This window comes from Lysobacter lycopersici (assembly GCF_007556775.1).
GTDB classification, from domain to species: domain Bacteria; phylum Pseudomonadota; class Gammaproteobacteria; order Xanthomonadales; family Xanthomonadaceae; genus Pseudoluteimonas; species Pseudoluteimonas lycopersici.
On record NZ_CP041742.1, the window covers coordinates 347,784 to 370,596 of the forward strand.

General features: G+C 67.9%; 23 protein-coding genes, 1 tRNA gene and 1 pseudogene. 20 read left to right on the forward strand and 5 right to left on the reverse strand.

Going from position 1 to position 22,813, the window contains the following annotated elements; all coding sequences use genetic code 11:
• Positions 1-10 precede the first annotated feature (10 nt).
• Positions 11-448, forward strand: coding sequence for a low affinity iron permease family protein (locus tag FNZ56_RS01855; RefSeq protein ID WP_143878220.1), 438 nt, complete (start codon positions 11-13; stop codon positions 446-448).
• Here the strand turns inward: FNZ56_RS01855 and greB are convergent.
• The 3 genes from greB to FNZ56_RS01870 are packed head-to-tail and all read right to left on the reverse strand — an operon-like array spanning position 433 to position 3,011.
• The gene (gene greB / locus FNZ56_RS01860; RefSeq protein ID WP_143878221.1) at positions 433-939 is read right to left on the reverse strand and encodes a transcription elongation factor GreB; all 507 of its coding nucleotides are present in this window, start codon (positions 937-939) and stop codon (positions 433-435) included. The genes FNZ56_RS01855 and greB overlap by 16 nt on opposite strands.
• On the reverse strand, positions 939-1,466 hold the full coding sequence (locus tag FNZ56_RS01865) for a hypothetical protein (RefSeq protein ID WP_143878222.1): 528 nt from the start codon (positions 1,464-1,466) through the stop codon (positions 939-941). The genes greB and FNZ56_RS01865 overlap by 1 nt, the downstream gene beginning before the upstream one ends.
• Before the next feature lie 15 nt (positions 1,467-1,481).
• On the reverse strand, positions 1,482-3,011 hold the full coding sequence (locus FNZ56_RS01870) for a helicase HerA-like domain-containing protein (protein ID WP_143878223.1): 1,530 nt from the start codon (positions 3,009-3,011) through the stop codon (positions 1,482-1,484).
• Positions 3,012-3,128: 117 nt separating this feature from the next.
• Between FNZ56_RS01870 and FNZ56_RS01875 the strand changes: the two genes are divergently transcribed.
• A complete protein-coding gene (locus FNZ56_RS01875; protein ID WP_143878224.1) occupies positions 3,129-4,655 on the forward strand; it encodes a lytic transglycosylase domain-containing protein in 1,527 nt (508 codons plus the stop codon).
• Between the two features lie 97 nt (positions 4,656-4,752).
• Here FNZ56_RS01875 and asd read toward each other — a convergent pair whose 3' ends face one another.
• Together asd and FNZ56_RS01885 are read right to left on the reverse strand one after the other, a co-directional pair.
• Complete coding sequence (asd, locus tag FNZ56_RS01880) at positions 4,753-5,595, reverse strand: archaetidylserine decarboxylase (protein WP_143878225.1); 843 nt, start codon at positions 5,593-5,595, stop codon at positions 4,753-4,755.
• The gene (locus tag FNZ56_RS01885; protein ID WP_143878226.1) at positions 5,592-6,233 is read right to left on the reverse strand and encodes an SCO family protein; all 642 of its coding nucleotides are present in this window, start codon (positions 6,231-6,233) and stop codon (positions 5,592-5,594) included. Before FNZ56_RS01885 ends, asd begins: the two co-directional genes overlap by 4 nt.
• 102 nt (positions 6,234-6,335) lie before the next feature.
• Here FNZ56_RS01885 and prmB point away from each other — a divergent pair.
• From prmB to FNZ56_RS01975, 18 genes and pseudogenes are all read left to right on the forward strand, one after another.
• Positions 6,336-7,247 (forward strand): annotated as a pseudogene (gene prmB, locus FNZ56_RS01890) (50S ribosomal protein L3 N(5)-glutamine methyltransferase); the annotation flags it as partial.
• 73 nt (positions 7,248-7,320) lie between these two features.
• Positions 7,321-8,418: a chorismate synthase gene (gene aroC / locus FNZ56_RS01895; RefSeq protein ID WP_143878228.1), complete on the forward strand. Its 1,098-nt coding sequence runs from the start codon at positions 7,321-7,323 to the stop codon at positions 8,416-8,418.
• A 98-nt stretch (positions 8,419-8,516) separates the two neighbouring features.
• Positions 8,517-9,536: an aspartate-semialdehyde dehydrogenase gene (locus tag FNZ56_RS01900; protein WP_143878229.1), complete on the forward strand. Its 1,020-nt coding sequence runs from the start codon at positions 8,517-8,519 to the stop codon at positions 9,534-9,536.
• Between the two features lie 64 nt (positions 9,537-9,600).
• Positions 9,601-11,373 (forward strand): FimV/HubP family polar landmark protein, encoded by a 1,773-nt coding sequence (locus tag FNZ56_RS01905; protein ID WP_143878230.1) that lies wholly within the window; start codon positions 9,601-9,603, stop codon positions 11,371-11,373.
• 5 nt (positions 11,374-11,378) lie between these two features.
• Complete coding sequence (gene truA / locus FNZ56_RS01910; RefSeq protein ID WP_143878231.1) at positions 11,379-12,173, forward strand: tRNA pseudouridine(38-40) synthase TruA; 795 nt, start codon at positions 11,379-11,381, stop codon at positions 12,171-12,173.
• Entirely contained in the window at positions 12,170-12,859 is a 690-nt protein-coding gene (locus FNZ56_RS01915) for a phosphoribosylanthranilate isomerase (RefSeq protein WP_143878232.1), read from the forward strand. Before truA ends, FNZ56_RS01915 begins: the two co-directional genes overlap by 4 nt.
• Positions 12,860-13,086: 227 nt before the next feature.
• Positions 13,087-14,286: a tryptophan synthase subunit beta gene (trpB, locus tag FNZ56_RS01920; protein WP_345452405.1), complete on the forward strand. Its 1,200-nt coding sequence runs from the start codon at positions 13,087-13,089 to the stop codon at positions 14,284-14,286.
• Positions 14,283-15,095, forward strand: coding sequence for a tryptophan synthase subunit alpha (trpA, locus tag FNZ56_RS01925; RefSeq protein ID WP_143878234.1), 813 nt, complete (start codon positions 14,283-14,285; stop codon positions 15,093-15,095). The genes trpB and trpA overlap by 4 nt, the downstream gene beginning before the upstream one ends.
• 36 nt (positions 15,096-15,131) lie before the next feature.
• Entirely contained in the window at positions 15,132-16,019 is an 888-nt protein-coding gene (gene accD / locus FNZ56_RS01930) for an acetyl-CoA carboxylase, carboxyltransferase subunit beta (protein WP_143878235.1), read from the forward strand.
• Complete coding sequence (gene glmM / locus FNZ56_RS01935; protein WP_143878236.1) at positions 16,016-17,386, forward strand: phosphoglucosamine mutase; 1,371 nt, start codon at positions 16,016-16,018, stop codon at positions 17,384-17,386. The genes accD and glmM overlap by 4 nt, the downstream gene beginning before the upstream one ends.
• 5 nt (positions 17,387-17,391) lie before the next feature.
• Entirely contained in the window at positions 17,392-18,345 is a 954-nt protein-coding gene (locus tag FNZ56_RS01940; RefSeq protein WP_143878237.1) for an isopenicillin N synthase family dioxygenase, read from the forward strand.
• A 10-nt stretch (positions 18,346-18,355) separates the two neighbouring features.
• Entirely contained in the window at positions 18,356-19,117 is a 762-nt protein-coding gene (gene tpiA / locus FNZ56_RS01945; RefSeq protein WP_143878238.1) for a triose-phosphate isomerase, read from the forward strand.
• Positions 19,117-19,575, forward strand: coding sequence for a preprotein translocase subunit SecG (gene secG, locus FNZ56_RS01950; protein ID WP_143878239.1), 459 nt, complete (start codon positions 19,117-19,119; stop codon positions 19,573-19,575). Before tpiA ends, secG begins: the two co-directional genes overlap by 1 nt.
• A 54-nt stretch (positions 19,576-19,629) precedes the next feature.
• A tRNA-Leu gene (locus FNZ56_RS01955) sits at positions 19,630-19,714 on the forward strand.
• 80 nt (positions 19,715-19,794) lie between these two features.
• Positions 19,795-20,151, forward strand: a complete 357-nt coding sequence (locus FNZ56_RS01960) for an NADH-quinone oxidoreductase subunit A (RefSeq protein WP_143878240.1) — start codon at positions 19,795-19,797, stop codon at positions 20,149-20,151.
• 4 nt (positions 20,152-20,155) lie between these two features.
• Entirely contained in the window at positions 20,156-20,743 is a 588-nt protein-coding gene (locus tag FNZ56_RS01965; protein WP_143878241.1) for a NuoB/complex I 20 kDa subunit family protein, read from the forward strand.
• On the forward strand, positions 20,736-21,497 hold the full coding sequence (locus FNZ56_RS01970) for an NADH-quinone oxidoreductase subunit C (protein ID WP_143878242.1): 762 nt from the start codon (positions 20,736-20,738) through the stop codon (positions 21,495-21,497). The genes FNZ56_RS01965 and FNZ56_RS01970 overlap by 8 nt, the downstream gene beginning before the upstream one ends.
• Positions 21,498-21,508: 11 nt before the next feature.
• A complete protein-coding gene (locus tag FNZ56_RS01975) occupies positions 21,509-22,813 on the forward strand; it encodes an NADH-quinone oxidoreductase subunit D (protein WP_143880233.1) in 1,305 nt (434 codons plus the stop codon).

Genomic DNA, 22,813 nt, shown 5'->3' on the forward strand with positions numbered 1-22,813 from the left:
GAACGTGCGCATGTCCGCCGCCAGCCTCTTCACCCGCATGGCCAAGTGGGCCTCGCGCTTCACCGGCCGGCCGTTGTGCTTCGCGCTCGCGCTGCTGGTGGTGCTGGCCTGGATCGTCACCGGTCCGATCTTCCATTACAGCGATACCTGGCAACTGGTGATCAACACCGGCACCACCATCGTCACCTTCCTGATGGTGTTCCTGATCCAGAACTCGCAGAACCGCGACACCGAGGCGATCCAGCTCAAGCTGGACGAGCTGATCCGGGCGACGCGCGGCGCGCACAACGCGCTGCTGGACCTGGAGGAACTCGAGGAAAACGAGCTCGATGCGTTCCGCGGTCGCTACATCGCGCTGGCGAAGGCCGCGCGCGAATGCATGGATGACGATGAGACCGAGCGCGGTACACCCGATGTCGACGGGCTGCGTCGTCACCCGCCTGCGTAGCGCACGCCGACGATCGCGAAGCGCACCGCGCCGCCGGGAAGTTGCGCCTCGAATTCGTCGTCCACGCGCTTCTTCAGCATCGCGCGGGCGAGCGGGGCGTCGATGCTGATCCAGCCGCGCTGCGCATCGGTCTCGTCCGGGCCGACGATGCGGTAGGTCGCGATTTCGCCGTTGGCGACGTTCTCCACCTCGACCTCGGCGCCGAAGAACACCGCTTCGCGGTCCGTCGGCGCGTCGTCGACCACGCGCAGGGCTTGGAGCCGCTTCGACAGGTAGCGCACGCGGCGGTCGATTTCACCGAGCTGTTTCTTGCGGTAGGTGTATTCCGCGTTCTCGGAACGGTCGCCCTCGGCCGCAGCGGCGGCCAGCGCCTTCACCACTTCCGGGCGTTTCACGCGCCACAAGTCGTCGAGTTCTGCCTTCAGGCGGTCATGGCCTGCACGCGTGATCAGTGCGGTGCTTTTCTCGCCAGGCGGACGCCAGCGCGACATCAGCGATTCCCGCTCCCGGCATCGAAAGGAAAGGGAACTCGCCTCAGTCCGACGTTTGCATCGCGCTCATCCGCGGCCTCGCAGCTGCCGCCATCCTGGTACAGGGCACTGGCATCATCCTCGATGCGGAATCCGAACAGTTTTCCTTCGTTCCACGGGTGCTCGGGATTCGGCCCCAGCTCCGGCTGCAAAATCAGGCAGTCGCCGGCGATGACATCGTCCCACCACGTACTTTCCAGCTTCCGATTCATGGCCGGGTCTTCCGGACATTTCAGTACCAACAAATAGGTGCGTTCGATTTCGTCGTCCCTACGCGAAAAGCGCAGATCAAGGTCGGCATCCAGGTATTCGCAGGGCTGATTTTCGCGATCAGAGTCGCGAACCTGTCCGATGTAATGGCCGGCGAGCAGATGCTGTCGTTGATCCGGCCAGCGTTGGGAACTGACGACCTCTTGCGCATGCGCCGGCCATGCGGTTGCCAGTACGGTGACCATGAAGATCGCGACGACCCGGAATCGACGGCCCATGTGTCGATCCGCCGTTTACTTGCGCCCACCGAAGATGCTGCCGAGCACGCCGCGCAAGATCTGCCGGCCGACCTGCGAACCGACGGTGCGCGCGGTCTGCTTGGCCATGGTCTCGATCATGCCCTGGCGGCGCTTGGTGCCGAACAGTGCGTCCTTGACCGCGCCGCCGATGCCGCCGCCTTCGTCCTGTTGCTGGGGCGAGGTAGCGCGGGCATTGCCGGCATTCGTCGCCGGAGCCTGCGCACTCGCGTCTCCGGTGCCGTGGCGCGCACTGAGTTTCTCCGCGGCGGATTCGCGGTCGATGGTCTTGTCGTACTTCGCGCCGACCGGACTGCCGGCGCGCACCTGCGCGCGTTCGGCCTCGGTGATCGCGCCCATGCGGCAACGCGGCGGCGCGACAAGGGTTTTTTCCACCGGCATCGGCACGCCCTTGTCGAGCAGCATCGATACCAGCGCCTCGCCCACGCCGAGCTGGCCGATGGCCTTCGCCACATCCAGGCTCGGGTTCGCGACGAAAGTCTCGGCCGCGGTCTTCACCGCCTTCTGGTCGCGCGGGGTGAACGCGCGCAACGCGTGCTGCACGCGATTGCCGAGCTGGCCGAGCACGTTGTCGGGCACGTCGTCGGGGAATTGCGAGCAGAAATACACGCCCACGCCCTTGGAGCGGATCAGGCGCACGACCTGCTCGATGCGCTGCTGCAGCGCCGGCGGCGCGTCGTCGAACAGCAGGTGCGCCTCGTCGAACACGAACACCAGCTTCGGTTTGTCGAGGTCGCCGACTTCCGGCAGGGTTTCGAACAGCTCCGACAGCAGCCACAGCAGGAAGCTGGAATATAGCCGCGGCTTGAGGATCAACTGGTCGGCGGCGAGGATGGAGATCACGCCGCGCCCGTCCTGCGTCGTGCGCATGATGTCCGACAGTTCCAGCGCCGGTTCGGCGAAGAACGCATCGCCGCCCTGTTGTTCGATCTGCAGCAATGCGCGCTGGATCGCGCCGATCGACTGGGTGCTGACCAGCCCGTATTTCCCGGAAATGTCCTTGCGATTCTCGCTCACGTAGTTGAGCAGCGCGCGCAGGTCCTCGAGGTCGAGCAGCAGCCAGCCGTTGTCGTCGGCCAGCTTGAACACGATTTCCAGCACGCCTTCCTGGGTGTCGTTGAGTTCGAGGATGCGTCCGAGCAGGGTCGGGCCGATCTCGCTCACGGTGCCGCGCACCGGGTGCCCGAGCTTGCCGTACAGGTCCCAGAAGATGACCGGGTTCTCCTCGTTGCGGTAATCCTTCACGCCGATCTCGGCGACGCGCTGTTGCAGTTTGTCGCTGCTCGTGCCCGCGACCGCGAGCCCGGCGACGTCGCCCTTCACGTCGGCCATGAACACCGGCACGCCGAGCCGCGAGAAGCCTTCGGCCAGCGTCATCAGCGTGACCGTCTTGCCGGTACCGGTGGCGCCGGCGACGAGGCCGTGGCGGTTGCCGTACTTCGGCAGCAGGAACACCTGTCCGCTGTCCGGAGTGGTGACGGCCTTGCCGACGAGGATGGGGTCCATGTGCTGCGGCTTCCTTGGGCGGGAAGGCGATTCTATGCGCCGCGTCACACTGCGGCGAGCGGGTTGCGGCGCTTCGCGCGGGGCGGCTACCCTGCGTTCATTCCCCGCATTTCCTCCATGCCCATGCCGATTCCGTCCCATCGCCCCGCGCACGTCGTGGCGTGCCTGCTGCTTGCCGCATCGTTCGCCATTCCCGCGCTAGCCCGCGACAACAGCCGGGTGGAAGCGCTGAACCAGCGCATGGCGCAGGCGGAAACGCAGTACACGCAAGCGCTGGACGACGCCGACGCCGGCGACGAGGGCGCGAAACCGCGCGCCGACGCCGCGCTGAAGCAGATGGAATCGGTGGTGTCGGACTGCGGCCGCACCCGCGGCTGCGACCTGCAGGCGATCCTCGCCACCTACAAGCGCCTGCTCGAACGCCCGGTCGCCGACGACATGGACGACGAGGACGACGACCTCGATCCGGTCGACGTCACCGGCAACGGCGTGCCCGCGAATGCCAACGCGGACGCATTGCTCGACGCGGACAACCGTCGCTTCGTGCAGCGCGTGCAGTTCAATCCCGCGGTGCAGGCCGGCATCCGCCGCTGGCTCACCGACATGCGCCCGGCGCTGCTCGCGAGCTACGAGAACTTCGAATACCTGAAACCGCAGATGGCGCCTGCGTTCCAGCGCGCCGGGCTGCCGGAAGCGCTGCTGTTCGGGATCATGGCCAAGGAATCCAACGGCAAGGTGCACGCGGTATCGCGCGCCGGCGCCGCGGGCCCGCTGCAATTCATGCCCTCGACCGGCCGCACCTACGGCCTCGGCAACGACGGCAGCGGCTTCGATACGCGCTACGACCCGCGTTCGGCGGCGCAGGCGGCGGCGAGCTACCTGCAGCAACGTTACCTCGAATTGAACAACAGCATCGAACTGTCGCTGGCCGCGTACAACGGCGGCGAGGGCCGCGCGCTGCGCGTGTTCCAGTCCAGCGGCGGGCGCAGCTTCTGGGATTCGGACGTGTACGACCAGTTCCCGGCCGAAACCCGCGACTACGTGCCGATGGTCATCGCCGCGGCGTGGCTTTACCTGCATCCGCGCGAATATGGTTTGCGCTGGCCGCGCGTGTCGTCGAATCCTTCGTCGATGCGCCTGCAGCGCCCGACCTCGCTCAACGAGCTCGGCATCTGCCTCGGCAACGCGCGCTACAACGACGGCTACCTGCGCGCGCTGCGCAACCTCAACCCGCGCTACGACGTGAACGCGCCGTTGCCCGCTGGAACGATGCTCACCGTCACCACCCGCATCGCGGGCCTGTACGGCCGTTATTGCGTGCAAGGCGAACGCGCCGACCTCGCGCGCCAGTTGATGGCCAGCGATGCGCGCACCGCGGTGGTGCAGGTCGGCGACATCGCGCCGGTGCCGGGCCCGGACTCGAACGGCGTGCCGACCACGATCGCCACCGGCAAGCCGACGGCGGCGAAGCCGAAACCGGCGAAGGCGAAAACCCATACGGTTCGCCGCGGCGAGACCCTGACCCAGGTCGCGCAGCAGTACCAGTGCGACATGCGCGAGCTGGCGAAGGCGAACGGCATCAAGCCGCCGCGCTACATGGTGCGGCCGGGGCAGAAGTTGAAGCTGGAAGGGTGCAGGAATTGAACCTGCTCTTGTAGGAGCGACGGAAGTCGCGACATCGTTATCGTCGCAACCCCGTCGCGGCTGGGTTTTCAACAGCCGAATGGCTGTTTACCCGCTCCTACAAAAGCTTCGCGAGTCGCTGCCCCAACTTCACCGGCATTTCCGCCACCAATTGCGGCGCGAGTTCCGCCACGCCCGGCGGCAGCAGCACGATGGCGGTGCTGCCGTAGTTGAAGCGCGCCATCTCCGCGAAGCGTTCCAGCACGATGCCGCGCCCGCGGTAGTCCTTCGTCGTCACCGGGCCGCCGTAGGGCGGGATCTCGATGCCGCCCCAGACCGTTTCCACGCCGGACACGAGCAACGCGCCGACCATCACCACGCACATCGGGCCGAAGTCGGTATCGAAATGGCAGGCCACGCGTTCGTTGCGCGCGAACAGGCGCGGTACCGACGCGACAGCATCGGTGCCGACGGAAAACAATCGTCCCGGCACGTGCACGGTTTCGCGCAGGGTTCCGGTCCACGGCATGTGCACGCGGTGGTAGTCGCGCGGCGAGAGGTAGACGGTGGCGAACAGGCCGTTGGCGAACGGTTCCGCCGCGGCTTCGTCGCCGAGCAGTTCCGCGGCGGTGAACGATTGGCCTTTCGCCTGGAAAATGCGGCCATCCTCGATGTTGCCGCACTGGCTGATGCGGCCGTCGGCAGGCATCAGCAATGCGCGCGGGTCGGGATCGGGCATGCGCGCGCCGGGCTTGAGCGCGCGGGTGAAGAAGGCGTTGAACGTGGGATACGCCCGTGGATCGGATTCCGCGGCTTCGGACAGATCCACGCCGAATTTCGCGACCACCGTGTCGATCAATCGTTGCGAAATCGCCGGGCTCGACGAGTACGCGAGTTTCCGTGCCAGCGACGACAACGCGCGATGCGGCAATACGTACGTCAGTGCGGTCAGCGGACTCAACGCGACGGCATCCCGGTCAACGCCGCCATGTCCTTCGCGATCGCCTGCGGTTCCAGCGGCGGCTGGATCACCCCGGCCATGCGCGCCTGTGGGTCGAGAACCGCGATCGCGGCCGAATGGTCGACGCTGTACTGGTCGGCGGGCACACCCTCGGGCGCCGGCACCTTGGCGAACACCAGCGACAGCGATTTCGCGAAGGCTTCCAGCGCAGGCACGTCGGCGGTGGCGGCAAGGGTATCGGGGTCGAAGCCGTGCGCGTACTCGCCGATGCCGTCGGGCGTGTCGCGGTCCGGGTCGACCGACACGAACAGCAGGCGCGGCCGGGTGCTGTCGGGCAGGCTGCGCCACTGCTTCTGCGCTTGCGCCATCTGCGCCAGCGTGGTCGGGCAGACGTCCGGACAATGGGTGAAACCGAGGAACACCAGGGTCCAGTGGCCCTTGAGCTCGCCCGGGACCAGCGCGGTGCCGTCGGACTGGCGCAGGTTGAACTCGGGCAGCACCCGCGGCTGCGGGAACAGGCTGACGACCTGCAGCGCCGGGGCATCGGCGGGCGCGGCGCGGTGCCAGCGCAGGGCGATCGTGGCCAGCATGACCAGCATGGCGAGGCCGGCAAGGAGGAAGGGCAGGCGCTTGGACATCGGATCCCCGACTTCAGAACGGACTTGAAGTTCGGCCATGATAGCCGCGCCGCCGCTATAATTCGCCGCCTGCCGCGCCTTCCGCGGCGACCGGGCCGGAGCATGTCCCAGGAACTGCAGACGATCATCGACCTGATCCGCTACGGCGCCAGCCGTTTCAACGCGGCGGGCCTGACCTTCGGCCACAGCTACGACAACGCGCTGGACGAAGCGACCCAGCTCACCCTGCACGCGCTGCACCTGCCGCACGACCTGCCGCCGGCCTACGGCAACGCGCGCATCACCGAAGCGGAGAAGGAAGACGTGCTGGCGCTGTTCCTGCGTCGCATCGAGGAACGCATCCCGGCCGCCTATCTCTGCGGCGAAACCTGGTTCGCCGGGCTCAGCTTCAAGTCCGATGCGCGCGCGCTGGTGCCGCGTTCGCCCATCGCCGAACTGATCGAATCCGGCTTCGAGCCCTGGCTCGGCGGCCGCGAAGTGCGCCGCGCGCTGGACCTGTGCACCGGCTCGGGTTGCATCGCCATCGCGATGGCGCACCACAACCCGGACTGGCACGTCGACGGCGCCGACGTCAGCGACATGGCGCTGCAACTGGCGCGCGAAAACGAACAGCGCCTGCACGTGCGCAACGTGCGTTTCGTCCAGTCCGACCTGTTCGCCGGGCTGCAGGGCGAGCACTACGACCTGATCGTCAGCAATCCGCCCTACGTCACCAACGACGAGACCGATACGCTGCCGCGCGAGTATTCCTACGAACCCGAGCTCGGCCTGCGCGCCGGCGACGACGGCCTCGACATCGTGCTGCGCATCCTGCGCGATGCGCCCTTGCACCTCACCGACGACGGCCTGCTGATCTGCGAAGTCGGCGAAGCCGAGGAAGCGCTGGCGCGGCTGCTGCCGGAACTGCCGCTGATGTGGGTGGAGTTCAAGGTCGGGCAGATGGGTGTGTTCGTGGTCGAGCGCCACGACCTCGTCGCCCAGCACGCGCGCATCCGCCAGCTCGCGGACCTGCGCGCGCCGGCGGCGGCGAAGGCAGCGGTGCCGGCCGCGGACGAAGAATCGTCGGCGAGCCTGTTTTGACCAACGTTTGAACACCTTCGGCCAGCTGCTGCGCGTCACCACCTTCGGCGAATCGCACGGCCCGGCCATCGGTTGCGTGATCGACGGCTGCCCGCCCGGCATCGCGATTTCGCCGGAAGATTTCGCCCACGACCTCGCGCGGCGCGCGACCGGCCGCACCCGCCACACCTCGGCGCGGCACGAAGCCGACGAAGTCGAAATCCTCAGCGGCGTGTACGAAGGGAAAACCACCGGCACGCCGATCGCGCTGCTGATCCGCAACACCGACGCGCGCAGCAAGGATTACGCGAACATCGCCGCGCAGTTCCGCCCCGGCCATGCGGATTACACCTACTGGCAGAAATATGGCGCCCGCGATCCGCGCGGTGGCGGGCGTTCGTCGGCGCGCGAAACCACGATGCGCGTGTCCGCGGCGGTGATCGCGAAGAAATGGCTGGCGGAGAAATACGGCGTCAGCGTGCGCGGCCATCTCGCCCAGATCGGCGACGTGCTGCCACGCACATTCGATGTCGCCGCGATCGAAACCAATCCGTTCTTCTGGCCCGATGCGGGGCAGGTATCGGAACTCGAAAGCTTCATGGACGCGCTGCGCAAATCCGGCGATTCGGTCGGCGCGCGCATCGTCGTCGTCGCCGACGGCGTGCCGCCGGGCTGGGGCGAACCGGTCTACGGCAAGCTCGACGCCGAACTCGCCGCGGCGATGATGTCGATCAACGCGGTCAAGGGCGTGGAAATCGGCGACGGTTTCGCCAGCGTTGCGCAGAAGGGCAGCGAACACCGCGACGAAGCGACGCGCGGAGGTTTCCTCTCCAACCACGCCGGCGGCATCCTCGGCGGCATTTCCAGCGGCCAGCGCATCGTCGTGTCGGTGGCGTTCAAGCCGACCTCGAGCCTGCGCCTGCCGGTACGTGGCCTCGATGTCGACGGCAACGAAGTCGAAATCGTCGTCACAGGTCGCCACGACCCCTGCGTCGGCATCCGCGCCACGCCGATCTGCGAGGCGATGCTGGCGCTGGTGCTGATGGACCAGGCTTTGCGGCATCGCGCCCAGTGCGGCGAAGTCGGCGAGGTCTCGCCGCGGATTCCGCCGGGAAAACCAGGATGATGTTGTAGGAGCGGCTTACAGCCGCGATCGATTTAGGCGAAAAAACTGTCGCGGCTGTAAGCCGCTCCCACAAAAGCAAGAATCGGATCGAAGCAAGCATGAGCAAGCAATACAAGGTCGCGGTCGTGGGCGCCACCGGCGCAGTCGGCGAAGCCATGCTGGCGGTGCTGGCCGAACGCAAGTTCCCGGTCGGCGAACTGGTCGCGCTGGCCAGCGAACGTTCGGCCGGCGATTACGTGCAGTTCGGCAACGACGAAGTGATGGTGCGCGATCTCGCGACCTTCGATCCGGCCGGCGTCGATATCGCGCTGTTCTCGGCCGGCGGTTCGATTTCGAAGCAGTACGCGCCGAAGTTCGCCGCCGCCGGTGCGGTGGTGATCGACAATTCCTCGACATTCCGCTACGACGACGACGTGCCGCTGGTGGTGAGTGAGGTCAATCCGCAGGAAGCGAGGAACCGCCCGCGCGGCATCATCGCCAACCCCAACTGTTCGACCATGCAGCTGATGGTCGCGCTCAAGCCCATCCACGACGCCGCCGGCATCGAGCGCATCAACATCGCCACCTACCAGTCGGTGTCGGGTACCGGGCGCAAGGCGCTGGAGGAACTCGGCAAGCAGACCGCCGCGTTGCTCAACTTCCACGCCGCCGAGCCCGAGGTGTATCCGGTGCAGATCGCGTTCAACGTGATCCCGCACGGCGGCGACTTCAACGACAACGGCTACACCAGCGAGGAAATGAAGCTGGTGTGGGAAACGAAGAAGATCCTCGGCGACGACGCGATCCGGGTGAACGCGACCGTGGTCCGGGTGCCGGTGTTCTACGGTCATTCCGAGGCGGTGAACATCGAGACCCGCGACAAGCTCGACGCCAGGGCTGCGCGCGCGCTGCTGGAGAAGGCTCCGGGCGTGGAAGTGGTGGACGAACACGCGCCGGGCGGTTATCCGACCCCGGTGACGCATGCCTCGGGCACGGATCCGGTCTACGTCGGCCGCATCCGCGACGATCTTTCGCACCCGCGCGCGCTCAACCTATGGGTGGTGTCCGACAACATCCGCAAGGGCGCGGCGCTGAACGCGGTGCAGATCGCCGAACTCGTGGCCGCGGAGCGCGCGTGAATCCGTGGCCGTTGCGGATCGCCGCCGCGGGCCGCTAGAGTCGTCCGGGAACCGAGGGGGATTCGTGAGCCGCCGACCATCGTTCGTTCGCAGGATCGTTCCGCTGCTCGCCGCGGCGCTGCTGTTGTGCGCGTCGCTGCCCGCGTTCGCGCTCGGCCTCGGACAGATCGTGATGAAGTCGAAGCCGGGACAGCCCCTGGTCGCGGAAATCCCGATCATCAGCAGCGACCCCGAGGAACTGCAGGGCCTGCAGGCGCAACTGGCTTCGCCCGAGACCTTCGCCCGCGTCGGCCTCGCGCCGCCGGAAGGACTGGTCGCCGACCTCGATTTCTCCTTCGACCAGGACGCGGCCGGCCGGCCGCTGATCCGCGTCACCACGCAGCAGCCGGTGCAGCAGCCGGAGCTGGTCTTCCTGCTCGAGGTCGACTGGGGTTCCGGTCGCCTCGTGCGCGAATACTCCGCGCTGGTCGATGCGCCGCAGAGCGTGGCCGCGCCCGCGCCCGAACCGCTGCAGATGCCGACGCCGGCGCCGGCAGACACGGTCGAACGCACGCCACTGGCTGAAACGCAGCCTGCGCCGGTTGCGCAAACGCCAGCCCCGGCACCGACGCCTGCGCCGGAAGCGAACCCGACGAACGCGGTTCCGCCGAGTGCACCGGTCGCGCCGTCGGCACCCGCGCCTGCGCCGGTCACCGCGAGCGTGTCGAACGCGGGCGGATCGGTGTCCGTGCAGCGCGGCGACACCCTGGGCCGGATCGCCGCAGATCTCGGCAGTGGTCGCAGCCTCGAACAGACCATGCTCGCGCTGCTGCGCGCGAATCCGGATGCCTTCATCGACGGCAACGTCAACCTGGTGAAGGCGGGCGCGGTGCTGCGCGTGCCCGATGCCGGCGAATTCGACGCGATCGACCGCCAGCAGGCGGCGGCCATCGTGCAGCAACAGGTGCAACGCTGGCGCGGATTGCGGGCGGTGCGTGCGCAACCGCAGCCGGAGGCCACCGGATCGGCGGTGGCTGCGGCAGGCGAAGCGCGCGAAGCGCACGCGACGGCATCGCGGACCGCAGGCGCACGCCTGGAAATCGCGCCGCCGTCGTCGTCCGATGCGAAGCGCGCGGGAACACGTTCCGGCATCGAGGCCGGGGGCGAGGGTGATGAGATGCTGCAACAGGAACTGCAACAGACCAAGGAAACGCTGTCGGCGCGCGATGCCGAAGTGGCGGAGCTGAAGACGCGCGTGGCCGAACTGGAGAAGCTACAGAAGGACCAGCAGCAGCTGATCAGCATGAAGGACAGTGCGCTCGCGGGTGCACAGCAGGACCTGTCCAAGGCACGCGAGGCGCGCACCGCGCAGGAACCGGCATCGCCCGCGCAGAAGGCCGACAACCCGATGTGGTGGCCGTGGCTGCTGGTGCCGGCGCTGGCGCTCATCGCGGGATGGTGGTTCCTGCGCCGTCGCCGCGCGCCCGCCTCGCCGTTGCCTTCGCGCTTCGACAGCGCAAGGCTGGCCGCGGCGGTGCCGGGCAAGCCGGAAACGAAACCGGAACCGAAAACCGAAGCCGCGACGCCGGCCTGGACGCGCGACGAATCCATAGCGGCGAAACCGACGCCCGCGCCATCGCCCGCGGCGCCGGCGAAGCCGGTCTGGCAGGCGCCGCAGGCCGACACCATCGTGCCCTTGAACACCGCGCCCGCCGGCCGCGAACGCCTCGAACTGGCGCGCGCCTACCTCGACATGGGCGACCTCGCGACCGCCCGCAGCCTGCTGCAGGAAGTAGCCGACGGCGGCGATGCCGAAGCCCGTGCCGAAGCGCAGCGGCTGCTCGGGGGCATCGCCTGAGTGCGATGCGACTGGCGCTCGGCATCGAATACGACGGAAGCGGTTTCTCCGGCTGGCAGCGACTGACCCAGCCCGGCGAAACCGGGCTTCCGACCGTCCAGTCCGCGGTCGAGGACGCGCTGTCCACGGTCGCGGATCATCCGGTGCTGGTGACCTGCGCGGGGCGCACCGACGCCGGTGTGCATGCGGCCTGCCAGGTCGTGCATTTCGACAGCGATGCGACGCGCGAATCACGCGGCTGGATGCTGGGCGCGACCAGTCGCTTGCCCGAAGCGGTGAGCGTGCGCTGGTGCATGCCGGTCGCCGGCGATTTCCATGCGCGTTTTTCCGCGGTCGCGCGGCGCTACCGCTACCGCCTGCTGAACCGTGCGGTGCGCCCGGCGCTGCAACGGCAGTGGTTGTCGTGGGAACGGCGCCCGCTCGATGCGGATGCAATGCACGCCGCGGCGCAGGCGCTGCTCGGCGAAAACGATTTCACCAGTTTCCGCACCGTGCATTGCCAGGCGCCGCACGCGCGGCGGAACCTGCAGCGGATTTCCGTGCGCCGCGACGGGGACGTGCTCGACATCGAGGTGCAGGCGAACGCGTTCCTGCACCACATGGTGCGCAACATCGTCGGTTCGCTGATCGAAGTCGGCGCCGGCGAACGGCCGCAATCGTGGATCGCCGAGGTGCTCGCCGCGCGCGACCGCACCTTGGCCGGCCCGACCGCGCCACCGCAGGGACTGGTGTTCGCCGGTCCGCTGTATCCCGGGAGCTGGAAGCTGCCGGCTGAAGTCACGATAGGACCGAACGCATGAACAAGACCCTGTTCCGCACCCGCATCAAGTTCTGCGGCCTGACCCGACCCGGCGACGTGCGCCTCGCCAGCGAACTCGGCGCCGACGCGATCGGTTTCGTGTTCGCCGAGCGCAGTCCGCGCCGGATCGAACCGGAACAGGCGCGCGCAATGCGCAACGCGCTGGCGCCGCTGGTGAACGTGGTCGCGCTGTTCGCCGACACACCCGCGGCCGAGGTACGCGAGGCGATCAAGCAGGCACGGCCCACGTTGCTGCAGTTCCACGGCGACGAGGACGATGCCTTCTGCCGCGGCTTCGGCGTGCCCTGGATCAAGGCGATCGCGATGGGCGAAGCGGACATCGGCAGTGCGGCCGAACTGCAGGCGCGCTATCCGAACGCCGCGGCGTTCCTGTTCGATGGCCATGCGCAAGGCGGCAGCGGCGGGCACGGCGCGCGCTACGACCTGAAGCGCATTCCCACCGGCCTCGACCGGCCGTTCATCGTCGCCGGCGGCCTCGAGCCGGACAACGTGTTCGATGCGATCCAGGCCACGTTGCCCTGGGGCGTGGACGTGTCCAGCGGCATCGAATCCGCGCACGGCATCAAGGACGGAGAGAAGATGCGCAGGTTCGTCGAGGAGGTGCGCCGCGCCGACTGCCACGTGGACGACGACGACGGAACGAGCTGCGCCGCCTGCGGGCGCTGAACCCGGCGTTGCGTGGATGCGGTAGGCTAGCGCCACTCCATGAACGCCCGCCGCCACAAGCATTCCGGTCGATCGCTGCGCCGCTGGCGCCGCGTACCCGCGGCTGCGGTCAGGTAAGCCGGCGCCGCGATTCGCGCCTTGCCGCCGCTCCCATGGGCGATTCGCGGCTGTCCTTCCGGTTCTGGAGATTCACCGTGACTGCTTCCGAAGCTGCGCCCGGCGCGGCGATCGATTTCCACCAATACCCCGACGCGAACGGCCACTTCGGCCGCTTCGGCGGGCGTTTCGTCGCCGAAACCCTGGTTGGCCCGTTGCAGGAACTCGCCGCGGCCTACGATGCCGCGCGCGTCGATCCGGCCTTCGTCGCCGAATTCGAAACCGACCTGAAGCATTACGTCGGCCGACCAAGTCCGATCTATTTCGCCGAACGCCTCACCCGCGATGCCGGCGGCGCACGCATCCTGCTCAAGCGCGAAGACCTGAACCACACCGGCGCGCACAAGATCAACAACACCATCGGCCAGGCGCTGCTCGCATCGCGCATGGGCAAGACCCGGATCATCGCCGAGACCGGCGCGGGCCAGCACGGCGTCGCAAGCGCGACGGTTGCAGCGCGGCTCGGCTTGCAGTGCGTCGTGTACATGGGCGCCACCGACATCGAGCGGCAGAAGATCAACGTCTACCGCATGAAGCTGCTTGGTGCGGAGGTGGTGCCGGTGACCTCGGGTTCGGCCACGCTCAAGGATGCGCTGAACGAAGCGATGCGCGACTGGGTGACGAACGTCGCCGGCACCTTCTACATCATCGGCACCGTCGCCGGCCCCGATCCGTATCCGCGCATGGTCCGCGATTTCAACGCCGTGGTCGGGCGCGAAGCGCGCGCGCAAGTGCTGGCCGAATACGGGAAATTGCCCGACGTGGTCACCGCCTGCGTCGGCGGCGGCAGCAACGCGATCGGCATCTTCCACGCCTTCCTCAACGATGCTTCGGTGCGCATCGTCGGCGCGGAAGCGGCAGGCGAGGGCATCGACACCGGACACCACGCCGCATCCCTGGCAGCGGGCCGTCCAGGCGTGCTGCACGGGAATCGCACTTATGTCTTGTGCGACGACGATGGCCAGATCATCGAAACGCATTCGGTTTCCGCGGGCCTCGACTATCCCGGCGTCGGCCCCGAGCACGCCTTCCTCAAGGACATGGGTCGCGCCGAATACGTCGGCGTCACCGACGACGAAGCATTGGCTGCGTTCCACCTGCTGGCGAAAACCGAAGGCATCCTGCCCGCGCTGGAATCCAGCCATGCCATCGCCCAGGCGATCAAGCTCGCGCGCGAACTGCCCAGGGACGGCATCGTGCTGTGCAACCTCTCCGGCCGCGGCGACAAGGACGTGCACACCATCGCCGCAAGGGAAGGCGTGAGGGTATGAGCCGCATCGACGCCAAATTCGCTGCATTGAAGACCAACGGCCGCAAGGCGCTGGTGCCGTTCGTCACCGCCGGCGATCCCTCGCTGGAAGCGACGGTGCCGGTACTGCATGCGCTGGTCGCAGCGGGCGCGGACCTGCTCGAACTCGGCGTGCCGTTCTCCGATCCGATGGCCGACGGCCCGGTGATCCAGCGCAGTTCCGAACGCGCCTTGTCGCGCGGCGCGGGGCTGGCCTACGTGCTCGGCTGCGTGCGCGCGTTCCGCGATCGCGACGCGACCACGCCGGTGGTGCTGATGGGCTACCTCAATCCCGTCGAGATCCGCGGTGCGGAAACGTTCGCGCAGGATGCGGCGCAAGCCGGCGTCGATGGCGTGCTGCTGGTGGACCTGCCGCCCGAGGAAGCCGGCGATTTCGAAACCGCATTCGACGCGCATGGGCTCGCCTTGATCCGGCTGCTGGCGCCGACCACGCCGGCCGAGCGGGTCGACCGCATGCTCGAAGGCGCGCGAGGCTATCTCTATTACGTCAGCTTCGCCGGCGTCACTGGTGCGGATGCGCTGGATCCGGCCGCGGCCGGCGCGCGCATCGCCGCGCTGCGCGAACGCAGTCCGGTGCCGGTGCTGGCTGGTTTCGGGATCAAGGACGCAGCCTCGGCCGCGTGCATGGCGGAGCAGGCCGATGGCGTGGTCGTCGGCAGCGCCCTGGTCGCGGCGCTGGCCGTGGCCGCCGACCCGGTGCGCGCTGCCGGCGAATTCCTCGCCCCGCTGCGCGCCGCCCTCGGCGCCGGCGCGGCCGGGTCGCTGCGCTAGACTGTCCGGCCTCCAGACCACCGAGCCGCCTGCCGCATGTCCTGGCTGAAGAAACTGATGCCCGCGAGCATCCGCACCGAAACCGGCACGGAGCGCAAGCGCAGCGTGCCCGAGGGCCTGTGGGAGAAGTGCGACAAGTGCGGCGCGGTGCTGTACCGGCCCGAGCTCGAGGAAAACCTCGAGGTCTGCCCGAAATGCGGCCACCACATGCCGATCCGCGCGCGGGCGCGCCTGCTGGCGCTGCTCGACCCGGACTCGACCCATGAACTCGGCGGCGAGCTCGGCCCGACCGACGTGCTCAAGTTCAAGGACCAGAAGAAGTATTCGGACCGGATCAAGGCCGCGCAGAAGTCCAGCGGCGAGCGCGACGCGCTGATCGCGATGGAAGGCAAGCTCAAGCAGCGGCCGCTGGTCGCCTGCGCCTTCGACTTCGCCTTCATGGGCGGCTCGATGGGCTCGGTGGTGGGCGAACGCTTCGCCATCGCCGGCGAACGCGCGCTGGAACTCGGCTGCCCGCTGGTGTGCTTCACCGCCTCGGGCGGCGCGCGCATGCAGGAAAGCCTGTTCTCGCTGATGCAGATGGCCAAGACCTCGGCGGTCATCGGGCGCTTGCGCGCGCGCGGACTGCCGTTCGTGTCCGTGCTCACCAACCCGACCACCGGCGGCGTGTCCGCGTCGCTGGCGATGCTCGGCGACCTCAATATCGCCGAACCCGAGGCGCTGATCGGCTTCGCCGGCCCGCGCGTGATCGAACAGACCGTGCGCGAAACCCTGCCGGAAGGCTTCCAGACTTCGGAATTCCTGCTCAAGCACGGCACCGTGGACCAGATCGTCGACCGCCGCGAACTGCGCGAACGGCTCGCCCACCTGCTGGCGCTCATGATGCGGCAGCCGGTGCCAGGGGACGACGCGGAGGCGGCGTGAGCGCGCGCCGCTGGTTCGGCACCGACGGCATCCGCGGGCGCGTCGGCGAAAGCCCGGTTTCCGCCGATTTCGTGCTCCGCCTCGGCAATGCCTACGGCCATGCGCTGACCGCCGCCGCGCTGCAGCGTGATCGCGAATGGCGCAAGCCGGTAGTGCTGATCGGCAAGGACACGCGCATTTCCAACTACATGTTCGAAGCCGCGCTCGAGGCCGGCCTGGTCGCGGCGGGCGTCGACGTGCAGTTGATGGGTCCGATGCCGACCCCGGCGGTCGCGCACCTCACCCATTCCATGCGCGCCGACGGCGGCATCGTGATTTCCGCCTCGCACAACCCGCACCACGACAACGGCATCAAGTTCTTCTCGGCGCAGGGCGAGAAGCTCGACGACGCGACCGAACTCGCGATCGAGGCCGCGCTCGACGAACCGTTCCGCACCGTGGCTTCGGAACTGCTCGGCAAGGCGGTACGCACCCGCGACACCATCGGCCGCTACGTCGAAGCCTGCAAGAACTCGGTGCCGCGTGGCTTCAACCTCGGCGGCATGCGGATCGTGGTCGATTGCGCGAACGGCGCGACCTACCAGCTCGGCCCGCTGGTGCTGCGCGAACTCGGCGCGCGCGTCGATGCCATCGGCGTGGAGCCGAATGGCCTCAACATCAACGACCGCATCGGTTCGACCCATCCGGAATTCCTGGCCGCGCGCGTGCGCGAAACCGGCGCCGACCTCGGCATCGCCTTCGACGGCGACGGCGACCGCGTGCTGTTCGTCGACGGCAATGGCAGGGTGCGCGACGGCGACGACCTGCTGTACGTGCTCGCCTGCGACTGGAAGGAAAGCGGGCGCCTGCGCGGACCGGTGGTCGGCACCCTCATGACGAATTACGGCTTCGAGCGCGCGCTGGCCGAACGCGGCATCGGTTTCGTGCGCGCCAGGGTCGGCGACCGCTACGTGCACCAGCAACTGCTGGCGAACGATGCGGTGCTCGGCGGCGAAGCCTCCGGCCACATCCTGTGCCTGGATCGCGCGAGCACCGGCGACGGCATCGTCAGCGCGCTGCAGGTGCTGGAAGTGCTGCAGCGCCGCGGCATCGGCCTGGCGGATGCGCTGGACGGCCTGCACAAGGTGCCGCAGAAGACGGTGAACGTGCGCTACGACGGTGGCGCGAAGCCGGCCGAAGCCGACGGCGTGAAGGCCGCGCTCGCCGAAGCGCAGCGCGCGGTCGAAGGCCGCGGGCGCGCATTCCTGCGTCCCTCGGGGACGGAACCGGTGGTGCGGGTGACGGTCGAAGCCGACGACGACGCATTGGTGCAATCCACCCTCGACACCCTTTCGGCCGCGGTGCGCGCGGCCGCGCAACAGGCATGACCGACATGACGTCCCGCATCCCCACCCTCGACATCCGCCGCTTCACCCATCCCGTTTCGGCGGAGGATCGCCAGGCCTTCGTGGACGAACTCGGCGCGGCCTACCGCGAATGGGGTTTCGCCGGCATCCGCGGCCATGGCATCCCGCAGGCGCGGATCGACGAGGCCTACGACACCTTCCGCGAGTTCTTCGCGCTGCCGGAAGAAACCAAGAAGCGCTACCACGTGCCCGGCGGCGGCGGCGCGCGGGGCTACACGCCGTTCGGCGTCGAGACCGCGAAGGGCGCGAAGTATTCCGACCTCAAGGAGTTCTGGCACGTCGGTCGCGAGATCCCGCGCGATTCGAAGTACGCCGCGGACATGCCCGCGAACATCTGGCCGGGGGAAATCCCGGAGTTCGAACGCGTCGGCTACGGCCTGTACCAATCGCTGGACGAACTCGGTTCGCAGGTGTTGCGCGCGCTGGCGCTGCACATCGACCTGCCCGAGGACTATTTCGCCGACAAAACGAACTCCGGCAATTCGATCCTGCGCCCGATCCACTATCCGCCGATCACCACCGACGACATCCCGAACGTGCGCGCCGGGGCGCACGAGGACATCAACCTGATCACGTTGCTGGTCGGGGCCAGCGCCGCAGGGCTGGAAGTGTTGTCGAAGAAGGGCGAGTGGGTGCCGTTCACCTCCGACGCCGACACCATCGTCGTCAACATCGGCGACATGCTGCAGCGCCTGACCAACCACGTGTACCCGTCGACCACGCATCGCGTGGTCAATCCGCCGGGCGAACAGGCGCGCCAGCCGCGCTTTTCCACGCCGTTCTTCCTGCATCCGAACCCGGATTTCCTGATCGACGTGCTGCCGTCGTGCACCAGCGCCGACAACCCCAGCCGTTATCCGCAGGCGATCACCGCGCAGGGCTACCTCGAAGAACGCCTGCGCGAGATCAAGCTCAAGTGAGGAGTCCGTGATGCGCCGCAAGATCGTCGCCGGCAACTGGAAACTGCATGGCGACCGCGCCTTCGCCACCGCCCTGGTCGATGCGATCGCCGCGGTCCCGGCACCGGCCGGGGTCGAGCGCGTGGTGATGCCGCCGTTCCCCTATCTCGCCGAACTCGCCTGGCAGTTCGCCGGCAAGGGTGTGGAACTGGGCGCCCAGGACGTCAGCGAACACGCCAAGGGTGCGTTCACCGGCGAAGTCGCCGCTTCGATGCTGGCCGACATCGGCGCCCGCTACGTCCTCGTCGGCCATTCGGAACGGCGCCAGTACCACGGCGAATCGAGCGACCTGGTCGCGCGCAAGTTCATCGCGGCCCGCGCCGCAGGGCTGGTGCCGGTGCTGTGCGTGGGCGAAACCCTGGCCGAACGCGAGGCGGGGCGGACCGAAGCCGTGATCGCCGCCCAGCTGGCGCCGGTGTTCAAGCTCGCGGGGGTCGGCGCACTGGACGGCGCCGTGGTCGCCTACGAACCGGTGTGGGCGATCGGCACCGGCCTGACCGCCACCCCAGGGCAGGCCCAGGCGGTGCACGCATTCATTCGTGGCGAAATCGCGGGACGCGATGCTAAAATCGCGGATTCGCTGCCGATCCTCTATGGCGGCAGTTGCAAGCCCGACAATGCCGCCGCGCTGTTTTCGCAGGCCGATGTCGACGGCGGGTTGATCGGCGGGGCCTCGCTCGAGGCCGCCGGTTTCCTCGCCATCGTCGCGGCGGCCGCCCAGGAATCCGTCTGATGTTGATGCTCGCCCTGAATGTGGTCTATGTCCTGATCGCGATCGCCATGATCGCGATGATCCTGATGCAACGCGGTGCGGGTGCGCAGGCCGGTTCCGGCTTCGGCGGCGGCGCCTCGGCCACCGTGTTCGGCTCGCGCGGCGCCTCGAACTTCCTGTCCAAGAGCACCAAGTGGCTGGCGATCGTGTTCTTCGCGATCAGCCTGTTCATGGCGTACCACATCAACCATTCCGCGGTCGCGACGCCAGCGGCGCAGGACCTTGGCCTGATGGGCTCGGTTCCGGCCGCGAAGACGCCGTCTCCGTCCGCCCCGCTGCAGGAGATTCCGGCGGCGCCGGCTCCGGCCCAGCAGCAGGGCCCCGCGGTGCCGGCGCAGCAGGTTCCGGCCGCCCCGGCTCCGGCGCAACAGCAGGGCACGCCTCCGGCGCCGTCCCCGGTTCCTTCGCAAGGCGGTTGAGGCAACGGTTAAACTATCGGACACGACGGCGCGAGTCGTCGTGTGAACAGAATTGCCCAGGTGGCGGAATTGGTAGACGCACTACCTTGAGGTGGTAGCGGCTTCGGTCGTGGGGGTTCGAGTCCCCCCTTGGGCACCAACAACGAGGCGGATGGAAACATCCGCCGGCTCCATCCCAGAGCAACGGCCGCGCAGCGGCAAGTAGCCGAGAGAACACGAGTGCTGGCCGAATACCTGCCGACCCTGCTGTTCCTGATCGTCGCCACCGGCATCGGCATCGCGCTGATCGTCATCGGCAACGTCCTCGGGCCCCGACGCCCGAACCCAGAGAAGCTCTCGCCCTACGAATGCGGTTTCGCCGCGTTCGAGGACGCGCGCATGCGCTTCGACGTGCGCTACTACCTGATCGCGATCCTGTTCATCGCCTTCGACCTGGAAATCGCGTTCGTCTTCCCGTGGGCGCTGGTGTTCCGCCAGCTCGGCGTGTTCGGGCTGGTCGAGATGGGCATCTTCCTCGGCCTGCTGCTGCTCGGGTTCATTTACGTGTGGAAGAAGGGCGCGCTGGAATGGGAGTGACCGCATGAGCCTGCTCGGTACCGTCCAGGGCCTGGTCGACAAGGCCAACAACCCGCTGCCGCAGGGGCAGGTTGACGACATCCTGCGCCCGGCCGGCGAGAACCCGCTGCTGGAGCAGGGGTTCCTGATGACGAGCTCCGACATCCTGCTGAACTGGGCGCGCACCGGTTCGATGTGGCCGATGACCTTCGGCCTGGCCTGCTGCGCGGTCGAGATGATGCATGCCGGCGCATCGCGCCTGGACCTGGACCGCTACGGCGTGGTGTTCCGTCCGTCGCCGCGCCAGAGCGACGTGATGATCGTCGCCGGTACCCTGGTCAACAAGATGGCCCCGGCGCTGCGCAAGGTCTACGACCAGATGCCCGACCCGAAGTGGGTGATCTCGATGGGCAGCTGCGCGAACGGGGGCGGCTACTACCACTATTCCTATTCGGTGGTGCGCGGCTGCGACCGCATCGTTCCGGTGGACATCTACGTTCCCGGTTGCCCGCCGACCGCCGAGGCGCTGGTCTACGGCATCCTGCAGTTGCAGAAGAAGATCCGCCGCGCCAGCAACTTCGGCGAAAACAAGACGGGGCTGCGCGATGCGTGAGGCTCCCGCCGCATTCGCCGAACGCCTGCGCGCGCGTTTCCCTGGCGCCGAAGTCTCGGTCGACGAACCGCGCGGCGAAGTCGGCATCGTGTTCGATGCGGCCGAATCGCACGCGAACTGCAAGACCTTGCGCGACGAGTTCGGCTTCGAACAGCTGATCGACGTCGCCGGCATCGATTACCTCGGCTACGGCAGCGACGAATGGGACACCGACGTGTCCTCGGAAGGCTTCAGCCGTGGCGTCGAAGGCCGCAATGTCGGCCGCTTCAAGTTTGGTGAAACCCCGAGCCAGCAGTTGCCCGAGCCGGACGGCGAGGGCGCGATCCCGGTGCCGCAACGCCGCTTCGCCGCGGTGCTGCAGCTGCTGTCCGTCGCCAACAACCGGCGCCTGCGCGTGCGCACGTTCGCGCCCGACGACGTGCTGCCGGTGGTGCCTTCGGTCGTCGACCTGTGGCCGGTGGCGAACTGGTTCGAGCGCGAGGCCTTCGACATGTTCGGCATCGTGTTCCAGGGCCATCCGGACCTGCGTCGCATCCTCACCGACTACGGTTTCGTCGGCCATCCGTTCCGCAAGGATTTCCCGCTGATCGGCAACGTCGAAGTGCGCTACGACGCGGACAGGAAGCGCGTGGTGTACGAACCGGTGACCAGCGTCGAGCCGCGGGTGAACGTGCCGCGCGTGGTCCGCGACGACGCGCGCTACGCGACTGCGGCGGGAGAGCAGGCGGGCCGCAAGGCAGGGGGCGTGAAGTGACCGCGCCGTCGATCCAGCACCCGCCCGCGCACGCCGGTTTCGCCAGCAATCCGGCCGAAGCGAAGCAGGAAATCCGCAACTACACGCTGAACTTCGGTCCGCAGCATCCGGCGGCGCACGGCGTGCTGCGCCTCATCCTCGAGATGGACGGCGAAGTCGTGCAGCGCGCCGATCCGCACATCGGCCTGCTGCATCGTGGTACCGAGAAACTCGCGGAATCCAAGCCGTTCAACCAGTCGATCGGCTACATGGACCGACTCGACTACGTCTCGATGATGTGCAACGAGCACGCCTACGTGCGCGCGATCGAAACGCTGATGGGGATCGAGGCGCCGGAACGCGCGCAGTGGATCCGCACCATGTTCGACGAGGTCACGCGCATCCTGAACCACCTGATGTGGATCGGGTCGAACGCGCTCGACCTCGGCGCGATGGCGGTGTTCCTGTACGCCTTCCGCGAGCGCGAGGAACTGATGGACTGCTACGAGGCGGTCAGCGGCGCGCGCATGCACGCGACCTACTACCGCCCCGGCGGCGTCTACCGCGACCTGCCGAACCGCATGCCGCAGTACAAGGAATCGCCGTGGAAGAAGGGCGGCAAGCTCAAGCGCTTCAATTCCTGGCGCGAAGGCTCGCTGCTCGACTACCTCGAGCATTTCTGCGAGGACTTCCCCAAGCGCGTCGACGAGTACGAAACCCTGCTCACCGACAACCGCATCTGGAAGCAGCGCACCGTCGGCATCGGCGTGATCCCGCCGGAGCAGGCGCTGGCCTGGGGCATGACCGGGCCGATGCTGCGTGGTTCCGGCGTGGCCTGGGACCTGCGCAAGAAGCAGCCCTACGCGAAGTACGCGGAAGTCGATTTCGACATCCCGGTCGGCGTGCAGGGCGACTGCTACGACCGTTACCTCGTGCGCGTCGCCGAAATGCGCCAGTCCACCCGCATCATCGAGCAGTGCGTGAAATGGCTGAAGGCCAATCCCGGCCCGGTAATGCTGGACAACTACAAGGTGTCGCCGCCGTCGCGCGAAGCGATGAAGGACGACATGGAAGCGCTGATCCACCACTTCAAGCTGTTCTCGGAGGGCTACAGCGTGCCCGCCGGCGAAACCTACAGCGCGGTGGAAGCGCCCAAGGGCGAGTTCGGCTGCTACCTGGTCAGCGACGGCGCGAACAAACCGTTCCGCTGCCACCTGCGCGCGCCGGGCTTCGCGCATCTGTCGTCGATGGACGCGATCGTCAAGGGCCACATGCTGGCGGACGTGGTCGCCATGATCGGCACCTATGACATCGTGTTCGGCGAGATTGACCGGTAA